Here is a 13,731-nt window from a genome sequence, read left to right as displayed (position 1 = left end):
TGTTCGCTTGTACGCCACACGATACAGCATGGCGCTGACCGGCTACAACGGAAAATCCTGCTGCGCCGCCTTCCGTTCGCTATAGCGGCTGGTGAGATAGTCGCTGCGCTCGCGCACGATCAGGGTAAATTTCACCAGTTCCTCCATCACGTCGACCAGGCGGTCGTAATAGGCCGAGGGCTTCATGCGGTCATCGTCGCCGAATTCCTGCCAGGCCTTGGCCACCGACGACTGGTTCGGTATGGTCACCATGCGCATCCAGCGTCCCAGCACGCGCAGGCCGTTGACGGCATTGAACGATTGCGAACCGCCCGACACCTGCATCACGGCCAGGGTGCGGCCCTGGGTCGGGCGCACGCTGCCCAGTTCAAGCGGCAGCCAGTCGATCTGCGACTTGAACACGCCCGTCACGGCGCCATGGCGTTCGGGGCTGCACCACACCTGCCCTTCCGACCACAGCGACAGTTCGCGCAGCTCCTGCACCTTGGGGTGGTCGGCGCCGACGCTGTCGACCATCGGCAGGCCGTGCGGATCGAACACGCGCGTCTCGGCGCCGAAATGGCGCAGCAGGCGCTCGGCCTCCAGCACCAGCAAACGGCTGAACGAGCGGTCGCGCAGGGAGCCATACAGCAGCAGGATGCGCGGCGCATGCGTCATCGCCGCCGGTGAGAGTTTTTCAACGGTCGGCGCATCGACATGTGCCGCGCTCAGGTTGGGCATGCCGGCAATCTCAGTCATGGGGCACCACGCGCTGTCCGTCTTCCTTGGCAAACGGCGCCAGTTGCGGCAACGGCAGGATTCCCAGCACCACCTCCGACGGCCGGCACAGGCGCACGCCGAGCGGCGTGGCGACAAACGGCCGGTTGATCAGGATGGGATGGGCCAGCATGGCGTCCAGCAGCGCCGCATCGCCTATCGCCGGATCGTCGAGCCCCAGTTCCAGGTAAGGCGTATCTTTCTGGCGGATCGCTTCGCGCACCGTCAGGCCGGCGCGCGCGACCAGGCCGGCCAGCACTTCGCGCGAGGGCGGGTGTTGCAGGTACTCGATGACCTGCGGCTCGGCGCCCGTATTGCGTATCAGCGCCAGCGTGTTGCGCGACGTGCCGCAGGCGGGGTTGTGGTAAATCACGATGTCCATGTTCAGCCTTTCAGTTCAGTTCAGACGCAGCGCCAGCGCCGCCAGGGTCAGGAGCAGTACCGGCACCGTCAGCACCAGGCCGACGCGGAAGTAATAGCCCCAGGAGATATGGATGTTCTTCTGGTCCAGCACATGCAGCCACAGCAAGGTGGCCAGGCTGCCGATCGGCGTGATCTTCGGCCCCAGGTCGCTGCCGATCACGTTCGCGTAGATCATCGCCTCGCGCACGGCGCCGTGGGCGGTGGTCGGTTCGATGGCCAGCGCGCCCACCAGCACGGTGGGCAGATTGTTCATCACCGACGACAGCAGCGCCGTCAATACGCCGGTGCCTATGGCCGCACCCCATACGCCGTAGTGCGCGAAATGGTCGAGCAAGCCCGTCAGGTAGCCGGTCAGGCCCGCATTGCGCAAGCCGTACACCACCATGTACATGCCGAGCGAAAAAATCACGATCTGCCACGGCGCGCCGCGCAGCACGGCGCGGGTGGAAATCACCGGGCCGCGCCCGGCCACCAGCAGCAGCACGCCGGCGCCCGCCGCGGCGACGGCGCTGATCGGCACGCCGGCCGGCTCGAGCCAGAAAAAGCCGGCCAGCAGCAGCGCCAGCACCAGCCAGCCCGCCTTGAAGGTGGCGCCGTCGCGAATGGCGGCGGACGGCCGGCCCAGCTGCGCCAGGTCGTAGTCGCGCGGGATATCGTGGCGAAAAAAGGCCAGCAGCACCAGCAGGCTGGCCAGCACGGCGACCACGTTGACCGGCGCCATCACCGATGCATAGCGGGCAAAACCGATATGGAAATAGTCGGCCGAAACGATATTGACCAGGTTCGACACCACCAGCGGCAGGCTGGCCGTATCGGCGATAAAGCCGGCCGCCATCACGTAGGCCAGCATGGCCCTGGCGGAAAACTTCAGTTCGCGCAGCATGGCGATCACGATGGGCGTGAGGATCAGGGCCGCGCCGTCATTGGCGAAAATGGCCGCCACCGCCGCGCCCAGCAGCACCAGCAGCACGAACAGCCGGTGCCCGCTGCCGCCTCCCCACCGCGCCACGTGCAGCGCGGCCCATTCGAAAAAGCCGGCCTGGTCCAGCAGCAGGCTGATGATGATGACGGCGACAAAGGCGCCGGTGGCATTCCACACGATCTGCCAGACGGCGGGAATATCGGACGGCGCGATCACGCCGGCCGCCAGCGCCACGGCCGCGCCCAGCACCGCGCTCCAGCCGATGCCCAGGCCGCGCGGCTGCCAGATCACCAGTGCCAGGGTGGCGGCAAAGATGGCAAAGGCGGTCAGCATGGCGCACCGCCACAGCAGTTTTCGGTCAGGAAGCCGATCAGCGCGTTCATGCTGTCCATCTGCGCGGCGTAGATGATGAAGCGCCCGTCCTGGCGCGCCGTCACCAGCTGCGCGTGCGACAGCTCTTTCAGGTGGAACGACAGCGACGACGGCGCGATGGCCAGGTGTTCGGCGATCTTGCTGGCGGCCATGCCGTCGGGACCGGCCTGCACCAGCAAGCGGAAAACGGCCAGGCGCGATTCCTGGGCCAGGGCCGCCAGGGCGGCCAGGGCAGATTGGGTTTGCATAAGATCCGATAATTAATTCGACGTTTCAATAATAATCGAAATGTGGAAGCAATGTAAAGCCCGGCCAGCTTGCAGGAGCAAGCAGGCCGGGCCGGGTCACTACACCATCGGCTACCTTACTTGATGGCGATCGCCAAGTCGGTCAAGCCCACTTGGCCGTTGCCGACCAGCGAGGTGGCCGGCGTTGTGGCGCCGCCAACCAGGACCGCCGCGCCTGTCGTCAGGTCGATGCGGTACAGCGAGCTCGCGCCGGTCGGCGTGGTACGCAGCGCCGCCAGCGCCAGGCCATTGGCGCCGCCGGCGATATCGAAGCCGACGTCGCCGGCCGGCAGCACACCCAGCAGGCCCACATTGACCAGGGTGCCGTCGTTCGGCGGATTTTGCAGCGCCAGGCTGGCGCTGGCCGTATCGATATCGTACAAGGCGGTGGCCGTGGCGCCGGCAATGCTGTTGGTATAGGCGGCGGCCGTGACGACCGGCAGCGCGCCGGCGCGGTTGATGGCGCCATCGGTGGTGGTGGCGCCCGTGTCGACATTGATGCGCAGGCTCTGGCCCGTATTGCCGATCACGCGCAGGCGGTCGGCCACCGGGTTGAAGTCGACGCCGAAGGCGGTGCCGGCGATCGCCGTGTACGGCGCGGTGGTGTCGGCCGCATCGGCAGACAGGGTCGCCTTGACGGTTGCCACGCCGGTGGCCGGGTCGATGGTGACGATGCGCGCGTTCGACGAGATGCCATACAGCAGGCCATCCTTGGGCCGCACGTCAAAGCCCAGCAGGCGTTCGCCCGCAGCCAGGCCGCTGACGGCCACATTGGCGTCGAGGGTGTTCGGCGTGGCGGTCTTGAAGGTAACGATGCGGCTGTCGTCCGTCAGGCCGTAGGCGACGGGCGCGGCAGGCGTCTTGAGGGCGATGCCGCGCAGCTCTTCGCCACCGGCCACGGACACCACGAAGGTGGCCGGCGCCGTGGTGGCCGACAGGTTGACCGCATACAGATTGCGCACGCCGCCCACCGTCATGATGGCGTAGCCGGTATTGGTACGCGCATCGATATCGAAACCCGTCACGGCGGTGGCGGTGACGCCCAGCGGCACCGGGCTGGCCAGGGTGCCGTTGTTCGGTGGATTTTGCGTGTACAGGGTGCTGTTGGCCGCGTCGATCACGAACAGCGTGGTGCTGGCGGTGCCGGCAAAGCTGTTGGTGTAGGCGGCGGCCGTGATGGCGGTATTGGCCGCGCCGCCGTTGATATTGCCATCGGTGGTGGTGGCGCCCGTGTCGACATTGATGCGCAGGCTCTGCCCCGTGTTGCTGACGATGCGCAGGCGGTCGGCGACCGGATTGAAATCGACGCCGAAGGCGGTGCCGGCCAGCGCCGTGAACGGCGCCGTAGTGTCGGTGGCATCGGCCGCCAGGGTCGCCTTCAGGGTGGCCGCGCCCGTGCCGCCATTGATCACATAGATGCGGCCGGTGCTGCTGACGGCATACAACTGACCGTCGGCCGGACGGAAATCGATGCCCAGCAGGTTTTCGCCCGATTGCAGGCCCGTGATGGCGACCGTGGTGCGCACCGCGCCAGGCGAGGCGCGGTCGAACGAGATCAGCTTGTTGCTGGCGGTGAGCACGAACACATCGCCCGCCGTCAGCACCGGCAGCGTGGTCGGTGGTGGCGTGACGACATCGTCATTGTCGCTGCCGCCGCAAGCGGCGAGGGACAGGGCAATCGAGGAAACAAGCAGCAGCTTGGCAAACGGCAGTTGGGGCATGGTCGTGGCTCCTGTAATGGTTGTAGAGGTGACGCCCGCCTGCGAAAACAGGGAGCGCACCTCTCTACTACCCACCGGATGCGGCTTTGGATGCAGGCCATGCAAAATAAATTTCCTGGCTCACCTCGATCCCGGAGCGGACGCAGGCGGTGACGGAACCGCGGGCGCCTGGCCATCGACAATGAAGCCGCCGCATTCCTTCTGTATTTTTTCCGCGTTCATGGCGCGCAGCTCTCCCACCACCTCCGCCAGCTCCTTACGGAAGCCCGGATCGGCATCGAGCTGCGCATAGGCCTGCGGGTACTGCGACACGACACCGGCCAATATGGACCGGTACAGCGCGGCGCGCGCCGGATCGCGCTCGGCGCACACCTGCGACATACCGGCCACCAGCGAATAAAACGGATTCGGACCGCACTCGGCAAACTGCGGCGGGCAAGGCCTGGTCGCAAAGGCGCCGTGCGTCGCCAGCAAGGCCGCAATCCCCACCACGAATTTAAGTTTCATCGTTCCATCCCCCTTGCCGCCATGCTAACTGATCAGGCCAGCGCGGCGCGCCCGATATGGCGGCCGAGGAAGTCCAGCATCGCCGCCGCGATCTCGGCGCCATGGGTTTCGATGGCGAAGTGGCCGGTATCGAGAAAGCGCACCTCGGCATCGGGATTGTCGCGCTTGAACGCCTCGGCGCCAGCCGGGATGAAAAACGGATCGTTGCGGCCCCAGATCGCCAGGGTCGGCGGCAGATGGCGGCGGAAGTAGTCGTGCAGCTGCGCGTACTGCTTGATGTTCTGGCCGTAGTCGAGCAGCAGGTCCATCTGCGCTTCGACGCCGATGCGCTCGATGGCCGCATGGGCCAGCTGCCACGGTTCCGGCGCGATCAGGCTCGCATCCTTCACGCCTTGCGTGTACTGCCACTTCGTCATCTCCAGCGTGTTGAAGCGGCGCAGCGCCTCGCGGTTGGCGGCAGTCGGCTCGGCCCAGGCACGGCGCATGTCGGCCCAGCCCTCGCTCAGGCCCTCTTCATAGGCATTGCCGTTCTGGCTGACGATGGCGGTGATTTTTTCGGGGTGGTTCACCGCCAGGCGCCAGCCGACCGGCGCGCCGTAGTCGAACACATACAGCGCATAGCGGTCCAGCCCCCTGGCGACGGTAAACGCGTCGATCACCGCCGCCAGCCGGTCGAAGGTGTACTCGAACGACGCATCCGGCAACACGCTGGTCTGCCCGAAGCCTGGCAGGTCCGGCGCGATCACATGGTAGTGGCGCGCCAGTTGCGGCATCATGTCGCGGAACATATGAGACGAGGCGCCGAAGCCGTGCAGCAGCAACAGCGTCGGCGCATCGGGCGCACCGGCTTCGCGGTAGAACAGCTCGACGCCGTCTATGGCAATGGTGTGGTAATGAACCTGGATGGACATGATGACTCCTTCAATCAGTTGGGCAAGGTTTTGAATAACTATTATAATTACTCTTTAAAGGTTACTTTAGTCCAGTATGGGCAGCACAAAGTAACCTGTCAAGTTATTTTTAAGAGGTTACTTAATGCACTATTCAGGAATTCAACAGGCTTCCACGGCACCGGAAGCGCCCTTGCTGGGCGACCACCTGGCGATGGACTTGATCAACACGCAGGCGCGCAGCCATGGCGAATTGCAGGAGTTCTGGAGGACGGGAGACGATGTGCTGCGCTGGCTGGCGCGCTGCGGCATCACGCCGGCGCCCGATGCGGGGCCGGTCGACCTGGCAGCCTTGCTGGAACAGGCGCAGGCGCTGCGCGCGCTGGCGCAGCAGCTGATCACGAGGTGCAAGAATGGCAAGGACGGCAAGGAAGGAGATATCGACGGCCTGAACACGTATCTGCAGGCCTACCTGAGCGCGCCGCTACTGGAGCGCGGCGCCGATGGCCAGCTGATGTTGGGCCGCCGCGCGCGCGCAAACGCCCTCGCCTGCCTGCTCGGGCCGGTCGCCGAAGCCGTCGCGCAGCTGCTGGCGGAGGGCGATTTCGCCCTCGTCAAGCAGTGCGAACACCCCGATTGCATCCTGTGGTTTGTCGACCGCACCAAGGCCCACAAGCGCCGCTGGTGCAGCATGGCCTTGTGCGGCAACCGCTACAAGGCGGCGCAGTTCAGGAAAAAGAACGCTTAGAGAACGGTTAATCGCGCAGCACCTTGAAACCATGCGTGCCGTCGCGCCCCAGCTGCGCCACCAGGCCAAACTCCCAGTCGAGATAGGCCTGCATCTGCTCGCGCTGGTTGTCGGTGCCTTCATACGGCCGGCGATAGCGGTCGATCAGGGGCGAGGCCAGGCGGGTCGGCCCGGTTTCCAGCGGCAGGCCCTGTTCGGCCCACGCCGCCGTGCCCCCGGCCAGCACGAACACGGGCGCGCCGGTGATCTCGCGCAGGTCGGCACTGGCAAAGCGCGCCAGCAGGCTGCTGCCGCAGGTCAGCACATAGCGGCGCGTGTCGCCCGGCAGTTTCGCCAGCGCCGCGCGCAGGTCGGAGCGCAGCGCGAACCAGGCGCCGGCGACATGGCGCTTGTTGTAGTTGACGCCGCTGGTAAAGTCCAGCACCACCGTGTGCACGGGATCCTCGGCCAGCCACTGGGCCAGCTGCGCCGGGCTCACCTCATCGACCACCGGCAGCGGCGGCAGCGGCGCGCTCCAGCCTTGCTGCGACTTGAAGTCAAGCGATGACAGGCCATCGACCACATGCACCTCAATGTTCATCTGGCGCAGCCACGACGCCGTCAGGTTGGCGCGCACGCCGTCGTCGTCGGCCAGCACGAAACGCGCACCGCGCACGGGGCCGAACTGTTCGGTTTCCTGCACCAGCTGGCCACCGGGCGCGCTGCGAAAGCCGGCCAGGCTGCCCAGCGCAAATTCGGCCGGGCTGCGCACGTCGAGGCAGTACGTGGTGCGCCCGGCATCGGCCTGCAAGGCCGAGAGGCCACCGGCATCGATGCGCTGCACGCCGGCGCGGTCGGCCAGCGCCCGCGCACGCGTCTGCACCACCTCCTGCTGGCCATGCTCCGCATCGTCTGGATAGACGCGCGTCTGGCCATGCTGCAGCTGCTGGCCCGCCAGGGTCCAGCCGATGGTGCCGTTGCGCAGCGCCGCCACCGGATTCGGCACGCCGGCATTGCGCAGCGACTGCGTGCCGATAATGCTGCGCGTGCGGCCGGCGCAGTTGACGACGATGGTGGTGGCGGGATCGGGCGCGATGGCGCGCGCGCGCAGCGCCAGCTCCGCGCCCGGCACGCTGATGCTGCCGGGGATGCTCATGGTGTGGTATTCGTCGTAGCGGCGCGCGTCGAGGATAACGATATCGGCTTTCGCATCGATCAGGGCCTGCAGTTCCTCGGCGCTCAGGGATGGCGTATGCGCCTCTTCTTCCACCAGCTCGCCGAAGGCCTTGCTCGGCACATTCACGTCGCGGAACAACTCGCCGCCGGCCGCGCGCCAGCCGTCTATGCCGCCGTCGAACAGCGCTACGTCCGTGTAACCCAGGGTGCGCAGGCGCTCGGCCGCGATCTGGTCCAGCCCTTCGCCGCCGTCGATCAGCACGACGGGCACGTCGCGGCGCGGCAGCTTGGTCCAGGCATCGAGCTCGATGCGGCCCAGCGGCAGGTTGGCGGCAAACAGCGGGTGGGCCTGGGCGTGCGGGTCTTCCTCGCGCACGTCGAGCAGCGCGATCTCGCGCCCGGCCAGCAATTGTTCGCGCACCTGCTGGTAGCTGCGGCGGGGGAAGACGGCCAGGCCGTTTGTTGCGGGATTCTTGGTCATGGTCTGCTCATTCAAAATGATTAATTGGCGTAGCCGGAACGGAAGGGCTTGACTGCGCCCTCCGGTGTAAACACGGAGCGATCCACCGCGCCGATATCGGCGCCATAGATATGGATGCCGATCGAGACGCGGTCGTCATGGGCGTTGGCCACCTGGTGGATATCGCCGATGGCGGGCGAGACGGCCGTCACCGCGCCCGTTTCCAGGCGCTGCGGCGGGCCCACCTTTTCCAGCGCCCCATCGGGCGTGCGGCGAAAATCCTGCGAAATCTCGGCGCCGCGCAACAGGCCGATCAGGCCCCATACGGTATGGTCGTGGATGGGCGTGGCCTGGCCCGGCCCCCACACAAAGCTGACCACGGAAAAGCGCGCCTGCGGATCGCGGTACAGCAGGTACTGGCGGTAGTATTGCGGGTCTGGCTGCGCGGCGGCGTCCGGCAACCAGTCGTCGGTGGCCAGCAAGGTGCGCAGCAGCGCCCCGCCCTGCGCCACCACCACCGCTTCGGCCGCGTTTTGTTCCAGCAGCGCCTCGAAACCGGTGACCAGCTTTTTCAAGGGCGCCGGCAAATCGGCATGTGTCGTCATGATCGTCTCCTGATGCGATGGTAGCGGCTTACGCGGCCTGGCGGCGCGCGGCCGTGTTGCGGTTTTCCGGCACCGGCAAACCCAGGTTGCCGCGCAGGGTGCTGTGCGTGTATTCGCGGCGCAGCAGTCCCCGCTCCTGCAGCACCGGCACCACATGGTCGACAAAGGCGTCGAGCTGGTAAGGCAGGGATTCGAACAGGATAAAACCGTCGGCCGCGCCGCCCTTGAACCAGCGCTCGATCGCATCGGCCACCTGTACACCGGTGCCGACAAATTCCTGGCGCGGGCTGGCCTGGCGCAACGCCGTCTGGCGCAGCGTCAGGTTTTCCTCCTTTGCCGTGCGGATAATGCGCTCGGAGGCGCTGCGGTTGCTTTGCGCGCCATACTGGGCGATATCGGGAAAGGCTTCGTCCAGCGCGTACTGCGTCAGGTCGTGTTCATTGAACGAGCGGGCCAGCGCCACCAGCGCGTCTTCGATGCGCACCAGCGCCACGGCCTCCTGGTACAAGCGCTGCGAATCTTCCTCGGTTTCGCCGACAATGGCGCGCAGGGCCGGCAGCACGGCCAGCTGCGCCGCAGGGCGGCCAAAGGCGGTGGCGCGTGCCTTGATGTCCGTGTAATACGCGAGCGACGATTCGAACGTCGAGCCTTCCGTAAAGAACGCTTCCGCATGGCGCGCCGAGAAATTGCGCCCCTCTTCCGACGCGCCGGCCTGGAAGATCACCGGCTGGCCCTGCGGCGAACGGCTGATGTTCAACGGGCCGCGCACCTGGAAAAATTCGCCGTGGTGGTTCAGCGTGTGCAGTTTCGATGGGTCGAAAAACTGGCCGCTGGCTTTGTCGTGGGTCAGCGCATCGTCTTCCCACGAATCCCACAGGCCCTGCACCGTCTGCAAATGCTCGGCGGCGATACGGTAGCGCACTTCATGCGGCGGATGCTGGGGCTTGCCGTAGTTTTCGGCGCTGCCCGACAGCCAGGACGTGACCACGTTCCAGCCCGCGCGCCCATGGCTCAGGTGATCGAGCGAGGCAAATTGGCGCGCCACCGTGTACGGCTCGCTGTAGCTGACAGTCAGGGTACCCACCAGGCCGATGTTCTTGGTGACGGTGGCCAGCGCCGACAAGATCGTCAACGGCTCGAAGCGGTTCAGGTAATGTGGGCTCGATTTTTCCGTGATATGCACGCTGTCGGCGACAAACAGGAAATCGAATTTGCCCTTTTCCGCCAGTTTGGCCTGGCGGATATAAAAGTCGATATCGGTGCTGGCGCCCGCATGCGCGTCCGCATGGCGCCAGTCGCCCCAGCCGGGGCCGACGCCATGCAGGATAAAACCGAGTTTCAATTGTGCTGTGCTCATGGAAGGCTCCTTGGAATAATTCAAACGGGATGGAACAGGCTGGCGTCGACCAGCTGCTGCGCGTCGACCCGGCGCGGGAACAGTTTGGCTTCGTAAAAGGCGTCGGCCACCTGCTGCAGTTGCGTGACGATTTGCTGGTCCGGCGCGCGCAGCTGCGGACGGTCGCGCCCGACCACCAGTTTCACGACGTCGGGTGGCAATCTGGTGATGCGCTCGAACACGCGCGCATAGTCATCCGGGTGTTCATTGGCCCACACGTTGGACCTGGCCAGGCGCAGCAGCACGTCGGCCAGCGCGGCGCGCTTGCCCGCATGGGCCAGGGCGGCATCGGACGCGGCGATCACGCCGATGCCCGAATTGATGCCGACGCCATCGCGCAGCACCCGCGCGCCGCGCAGTTCGGCGCTGGCCTGGTAGGTGCCGAAAGTGGCCCAGGCCTCGATCTGGCCGCTGGAAAACGCCACTGCCGCGTCGCCGGGCAGCATGAAGCCCGTCTTCACGTCGTCAATCGACAAGCCCGCCTCGCGCAGCGCGCCAAACAGCAAATAATGCGCCACGCTGCCGCGCGCCGACGAGACGATCACCGAACGGCCCTTCAGATCGGCCACCGACAGGATCGACGAATTGGGCGGCACCAGGATGGCCACCGCCTTGGGCGACGACACGCTGGCCGCCACCACTTTCACGCGCGCGCCGCCAGCGGCGGCCGCCAGCGCCGGCGTGTCGGCCGCCATGGCGGTATCGACATCGCCCGATACCACGGCTTCGAACAGCGGCGCCGCGCCCTGGAAGCTGGCCCATTCGATCTTGTACGGCGCGCCTTCGAGCACGCCGGCCGCTTCCGCTTTCGAGCGCAGCAGGTTGACCTGGTCGCCCAGCACCAGGGTCACCTTCGACAGGTCGGTCGAGGACGGTGCCAGCACCTTCTCGCCGCAAGCGGCCAGCAAGGCGGCGGCCGGCAGTGCGCCCAGCAGGCGGCGGCGCCGGGGATCAAAAGTCATACGAGGCCTTCGCATAGTAGTAGGCGCCGGTGGGCGCGAACGGTGACGGGCCGTAGACAAAGCCGGACGAACCCGTGTTGGCGTCGCCAGGGCCGTTCTTGTCCGGGAAGACATTGAACAGATTGGCCGCGCCCAGCACCAGCTTGGTGTTCTTGCCCAGCGCATAGGTCACGTCGAGATCCGTCAGCCATTTGGCGCCAAAATGATAATCCTGGGCGCGGTTGGCCGTGGTCTGCCAGGTCGATTTGTCGTAGCGCGTGGTCTGCAGGTTGACATCGACATCGCCGACGAACCAGCGTGCCGACAAAATCAGCTTGGTGCGCGGCGCCGCCGTCAAATCACCGATGCCGCCGCCCGCCGCATAGCCGTACCACACCTGCGTGCCGCCCGGATTGGCGCCCAGCGCCGTGATCTCGGCCGGCGTCGCCTTGACCTTCAGCAGCGCCGTACGGTTCCAGTTCAGCGCCGCGCCCCAGCGCACCACGCCGGCCGCGCCGTAATCGGACGTGATGTCGGCCACCAGGTCGGCGCCGCGCGTGCGCGTGTCGACGCCATTGGCAAAATACTGCACCCATTCGCTGCCCGTCAGGCCGGAGGCGCGCAGCAGCGGCGCAAACGCCGGGCCGAACATGTAGCCGGTGCGCACGATGCGGTCGGTGATGCGGATCTGGTAGGCGTCCAGCGTGATATTGGCGTTGTCGCTGGCCTTGAAGACCACGCCGAGGCCGACGTTGGTCGACTTTTCCGGCTCCAGGTCTTTGGCGCCCAGCTGGCGCGCCAGGGTCGAATCGTTGCGCAGCAGCTTGGACAGGCTGGGCGCCACTTCGCCGGTGACCGGGTTGATATTGGTGCGGTTGTCGGTCTGCGCATAACCGAGCTGCGTCAGCGCCGGCGCGCGAAAACCCGTGCCGATGGTGCCGCGCAGGGCCACGCGCGGCGTGATGTCGTAGCGCGAATTGAGCTTGCCGCTGAGGGTATTGCCGGCGCTGTCGTTATAGTGCTCGCCGCGCACGGCCACGTCGACAAACCAGTCCGGCGTCGGATAGAAGCCGATATCGTTGTACAGCGCCAGCACCGTGCGCGTGACGCGGGTGGCGTCCGCGGGCGACAATGCCACGCCGGCCTGGGCGCCGACAGCGGCCGGTTTGCCCACGTTGGGATTGCCTTCCTGGTCGCCCGGCTGGAAGATATAGCCGCCGTTGATGTAGCCGAGCGGGTCGCCGGCATAGGTGGTGAAGCGTTCCAGGCGCTGCTCGGCGCCCAGCGACCATTGCAGCGGTTTGCTCCAGCCGATGTCGAAGGCGCGCGTAAAATCTTCGTTGGTGGTCCACTGCTCGAACTGATACACGGCCAGCTTGTCGAAACTGGTCGGTGAAGTGGGGCCCAGCGAGGGATTGCTGGTCAGGTTGCTGTACTGGCGCGCACGGTTCTTGCCGTAGCCCGTGCTCAGGTCCCAGTTCCAGCCGGCCGTCTTGCCGCGCGCACCGGCGTTCAGCTGGTAGTCGTAGGCGCTCATGTTATTTTGCGCAAAATACCCGTCCGGGAACAGCTGGCCCAGGGTCGCCAGGCCATTCGCGCGGCGGAAGTTATTGCCGGCGATGGTGTTGCGCGTGCCGGCCGTGCCGAAGGCATAGAAGGTGGTACCGGTCGCGCCATACGGCAGCTCCGCATTGAAGGCCACGTTATAGGCTTCGATGCCCGGATCGCCATTGCGCGCGCCTTCGCGGTCCCAGGTCGCGTTCTTCGGATTGCTGGCCGGCGAGTAGTTGACCAGGTTGGTGGACTTGAAGTTGTTCCACGACTGGCCGCGCTGGCGCGCATTGGCGGCGATATGCACAAAACCGTCGTCACCAAGCTTGAAGCCGGCATCGGCCTCCAGCTTGAAGTTGTTGCGGTCGCCCTGCCCTTCCTTCAGGCGGCCGGCCGTGGCGCCCAGCGAGCCGCCGTGATTGCCCGTCTTCAGGATCACATTGACCACGCCGGCCACCGCATCGGAACCGTATTGCGCGGCCGCGCTGTCCTTGAGCACTTCGATATGGTCGATGGCGGACAGCGGTATGGTGTCCAGGTCGATCGGATTGACGCCGCTGGTGTCGCCGCCGCCATTGGTCAGCAGCGCCGCATTGTGGCGCCGCTTGCCGTTGACCAGCACCAGCGTGTAGGCCGGGCCCATGCCGCGGTTGCTGACGGGGCGCACCACCGAATTGACGCCGGCCTGGTTGGTGCCGAAGTTAAACGACGGCAGCAGGCGCGCCAGCGCCTCGCTCAATTCGGCGCGGCCCGTGTGCAGCAATTGTTCGCCATTGATCACATCGATCGGCGCCGGGCTGTCGGCCACCGTGCGCTGCTCGCCGCGCACGCCGGTGGTCACCACCACGTCCTGGACCTGGCCGATGCTGTTCTGCGCATGCGCCATGGAAGTGACCACGCCGCAGGCCAACAGCGCCAGGTGCAGGGGTTTGAAACGGAGCGGCTGGTAAGTGTGAAGCATGGGATTTCCCTTGTTTGATGGTTTTTTATATTGGTG

The 13,731-nt window shown here is 66.1% G+C and carries 13 protein-coding genes; 1 reads left to right on the top strand and 12 read right to left on the bottom strand.

Going from position 1 to position 13,731, the window contains the following annotated elements; translation table 11 throughout:
* Window positions 1–42 precede the first annotated feature (42 nt).
* From arsH to Q8L25_RS18905, 7 genes are all read right to left on the bottom strand, one after another.
* Window positions 43–738 carry an arsenical resistance protein ArsH gene (gene arsH, locus Q8L25_RS18935; RefSeq protein WP_308920849.1) on the bottom strand — a complete coding sequence of 232 codons (696 nt, stop codon included), beginning with the start codon at window positions 736–738 and terminating at the stop codon, window positions 43–45.
* Window positions 731–1,138, bottom strand: coding sequence for an arsenate reductase (glutaredoxin) (arsC, locus tag Q8L25_RS18930; protein ID WP_308920848.1), 408 nt, complete (start codon window positions 1,136–1,138; stop codon window positions 731–733). Before arsC ends, arsH begins: the two co-directional genes overlap by 8 nt.
* Window positions 1,139–1,153: 15 nt before the next feature.
* Complete coding sequence (locus tag Q8L25_RS18925; RefSeq protein ID WP_308920847.1) at window positions 1,154–2,434, bottom strand: arsenic transporter; 1,281 nt, start codon at window positions 2,432–2,434, stop codon at window positions 1,154–1,156.
* Window positions 2,428–2,721 carry a metalloregulator ArsR/SmtB family transcription factor gene (locus Q8L25_RS18920; RefSeq protein WP_308920846.1) on the bottom strand — a complete coding sequence of 98 codons (294 nt, stop codon included), beginning with the start codon at window positions 2,719–2,721 and terminating at the stop codon, window positions 2,428–2,430. The genes Q8L25_RS18925 and Q8L25_RS18920 overlap by 7 nt, the downstream gene beginning before the upstream one ends.
* Before the next feature lie 116 nt (window positions 2,722–2,837).
* Window positions 2,838–4,481, bottom strand: coding sequence for a DUF4394 domain-containing protein (locus Q8L25_RS18915; protein WP_308920845.1), 1,644 nt, complete (start codon window positions 4,479–4,481; stop codon window positions 2,838–2,840).
* A gap of 120 nt (window positions 4,482–4,601) precedes the next feature.
* Window positions 4,602–4,988, bottom strand: coding sequence for a hypothetical protein (locus Q8L25_RS18910; protein ID WP_308920844.1), 387 nt, complete (start codon window positions 4,986–4,988; stop codon window positions 4,602–4,604).
* 32 nt (window positions 4,989–5,020) lie between these two features.
* Window positions 5,021–5,899: an alpha/beta hydrolase gene (locus Q8L25_RS18905; protein WP_308920843.1), complete on the bottom strand. Its 879-nt coding sequence runs from the start codon at window positions 5,897–5,899 to the stop codon at window positions 5,021–5,023.
* A gap of 124 nt (window positions 5,900–6,023) precedes the next feature.
* Between Q8L25_RS18905 and Q8L25_RS18900 the strand changes: the two genes are divergently transcribed.
* Window positions 6,024–6,626: an ABATE domain-containing protein gene (locus Q8L25_RS18900; RefSeq protein ID WP_308920842.1), complete on the top strand. Its 603-nt coding sequence runs from the start codon at window positions 6,024–6,026 to the stop codon at window positions 6,624–6,626.
* A gap of 7 nt (window positions 6,627–6,633) precedes the next feature.
* Here Q8L25_RS18900 and Q8L25_RS18895 read toward each other — a convergent pair whose 3' ends face one another.
* Genes Q8L25_RS18895 through Q8L25_RS18875 form a run of 5 tightly spaced genes read right to left on the bottom strand, consistent with a single transcriptional unit; the run spans window position 6,634 to window position 13,695 of the window.
* Complete coding sequence (locus Q8L25_RS18895; RefSeq protein ID WP_308920841.1) at window positions 6,634–8,262, bottom strand: rhodanese-related sulfurtransferase; 1,629 nt, start codon at window positions 8,260–8,262, stop codon at window positions 6,634–6,636.
* Between the two features lie 20 nt (window positions 8,263–8,282).
* Window positions 8,283–8,846: a cysteine dioxygenase gene (locus Q8L25_RS18890; protein ID WP_308920840.1), complete on the bottom strand. Its 564-nt coding sequence runs from the start codon at window positions 8,844–8,846 to the stop codon at window positions 8,283–8,285.
* Between the two features lie 28 nt (window positions 8,847–8,874).
* The gene (locus Q8L25_RS18885; protein WP_308920839.1) at window positions 8,875–10,203 is read right to left on the bottom strand and encodes an LLM class flavin-dependent oxidoreductase; all 1,329 of its coding nucleotides are present in this window, start codon (window positions 10,201–10,203) and stop codon (window positions 8,875–8,877) included.
* 20 nt (window positions 10,204–10,223) lie between these two features.
* Window positions 10,224–11,204, bottom strand: coding sequence for an ABC transporter substrate-binding protein (locus Q8L25_RS18880; RefSeq protein WP_308920838.1), 981 nt, complete (start codon window positions 11,202–11,204; stop codon window positions 10,224–10,226).
* Window positions 11,194–13,695, bottom strand: coding sequence for a TonB-dependent receptor (locus tag Q8L25_RS18875; protein ID WP_308920837.1), 2,502 nt, complete (start codon window positions 13,693–13,695; stop codon window positions 11,194–11,196). The genes Q8L25_RS18880 and Q8L25_RS18875 overlap by 11 nt, the downstream gene beginning before the upstream one ends.
* Window positions 13,696–13,731 lie beyond the last annotated feature (36 nt).

The organism is Janthinobacterium sp. J1-1 (assembly GCF_030944405.1).
GTDB lineage: Bacteria > Pseudomonadota > Gammaproteobacteria > Burkholderiales > Burkholderiaceae_D > Janthinobacterium.
The sequence above is the reverse complement of the archived record's forward strand: the minus strand, read 5'-3'. Positions and strand labels throughout refer to the sequence as shown.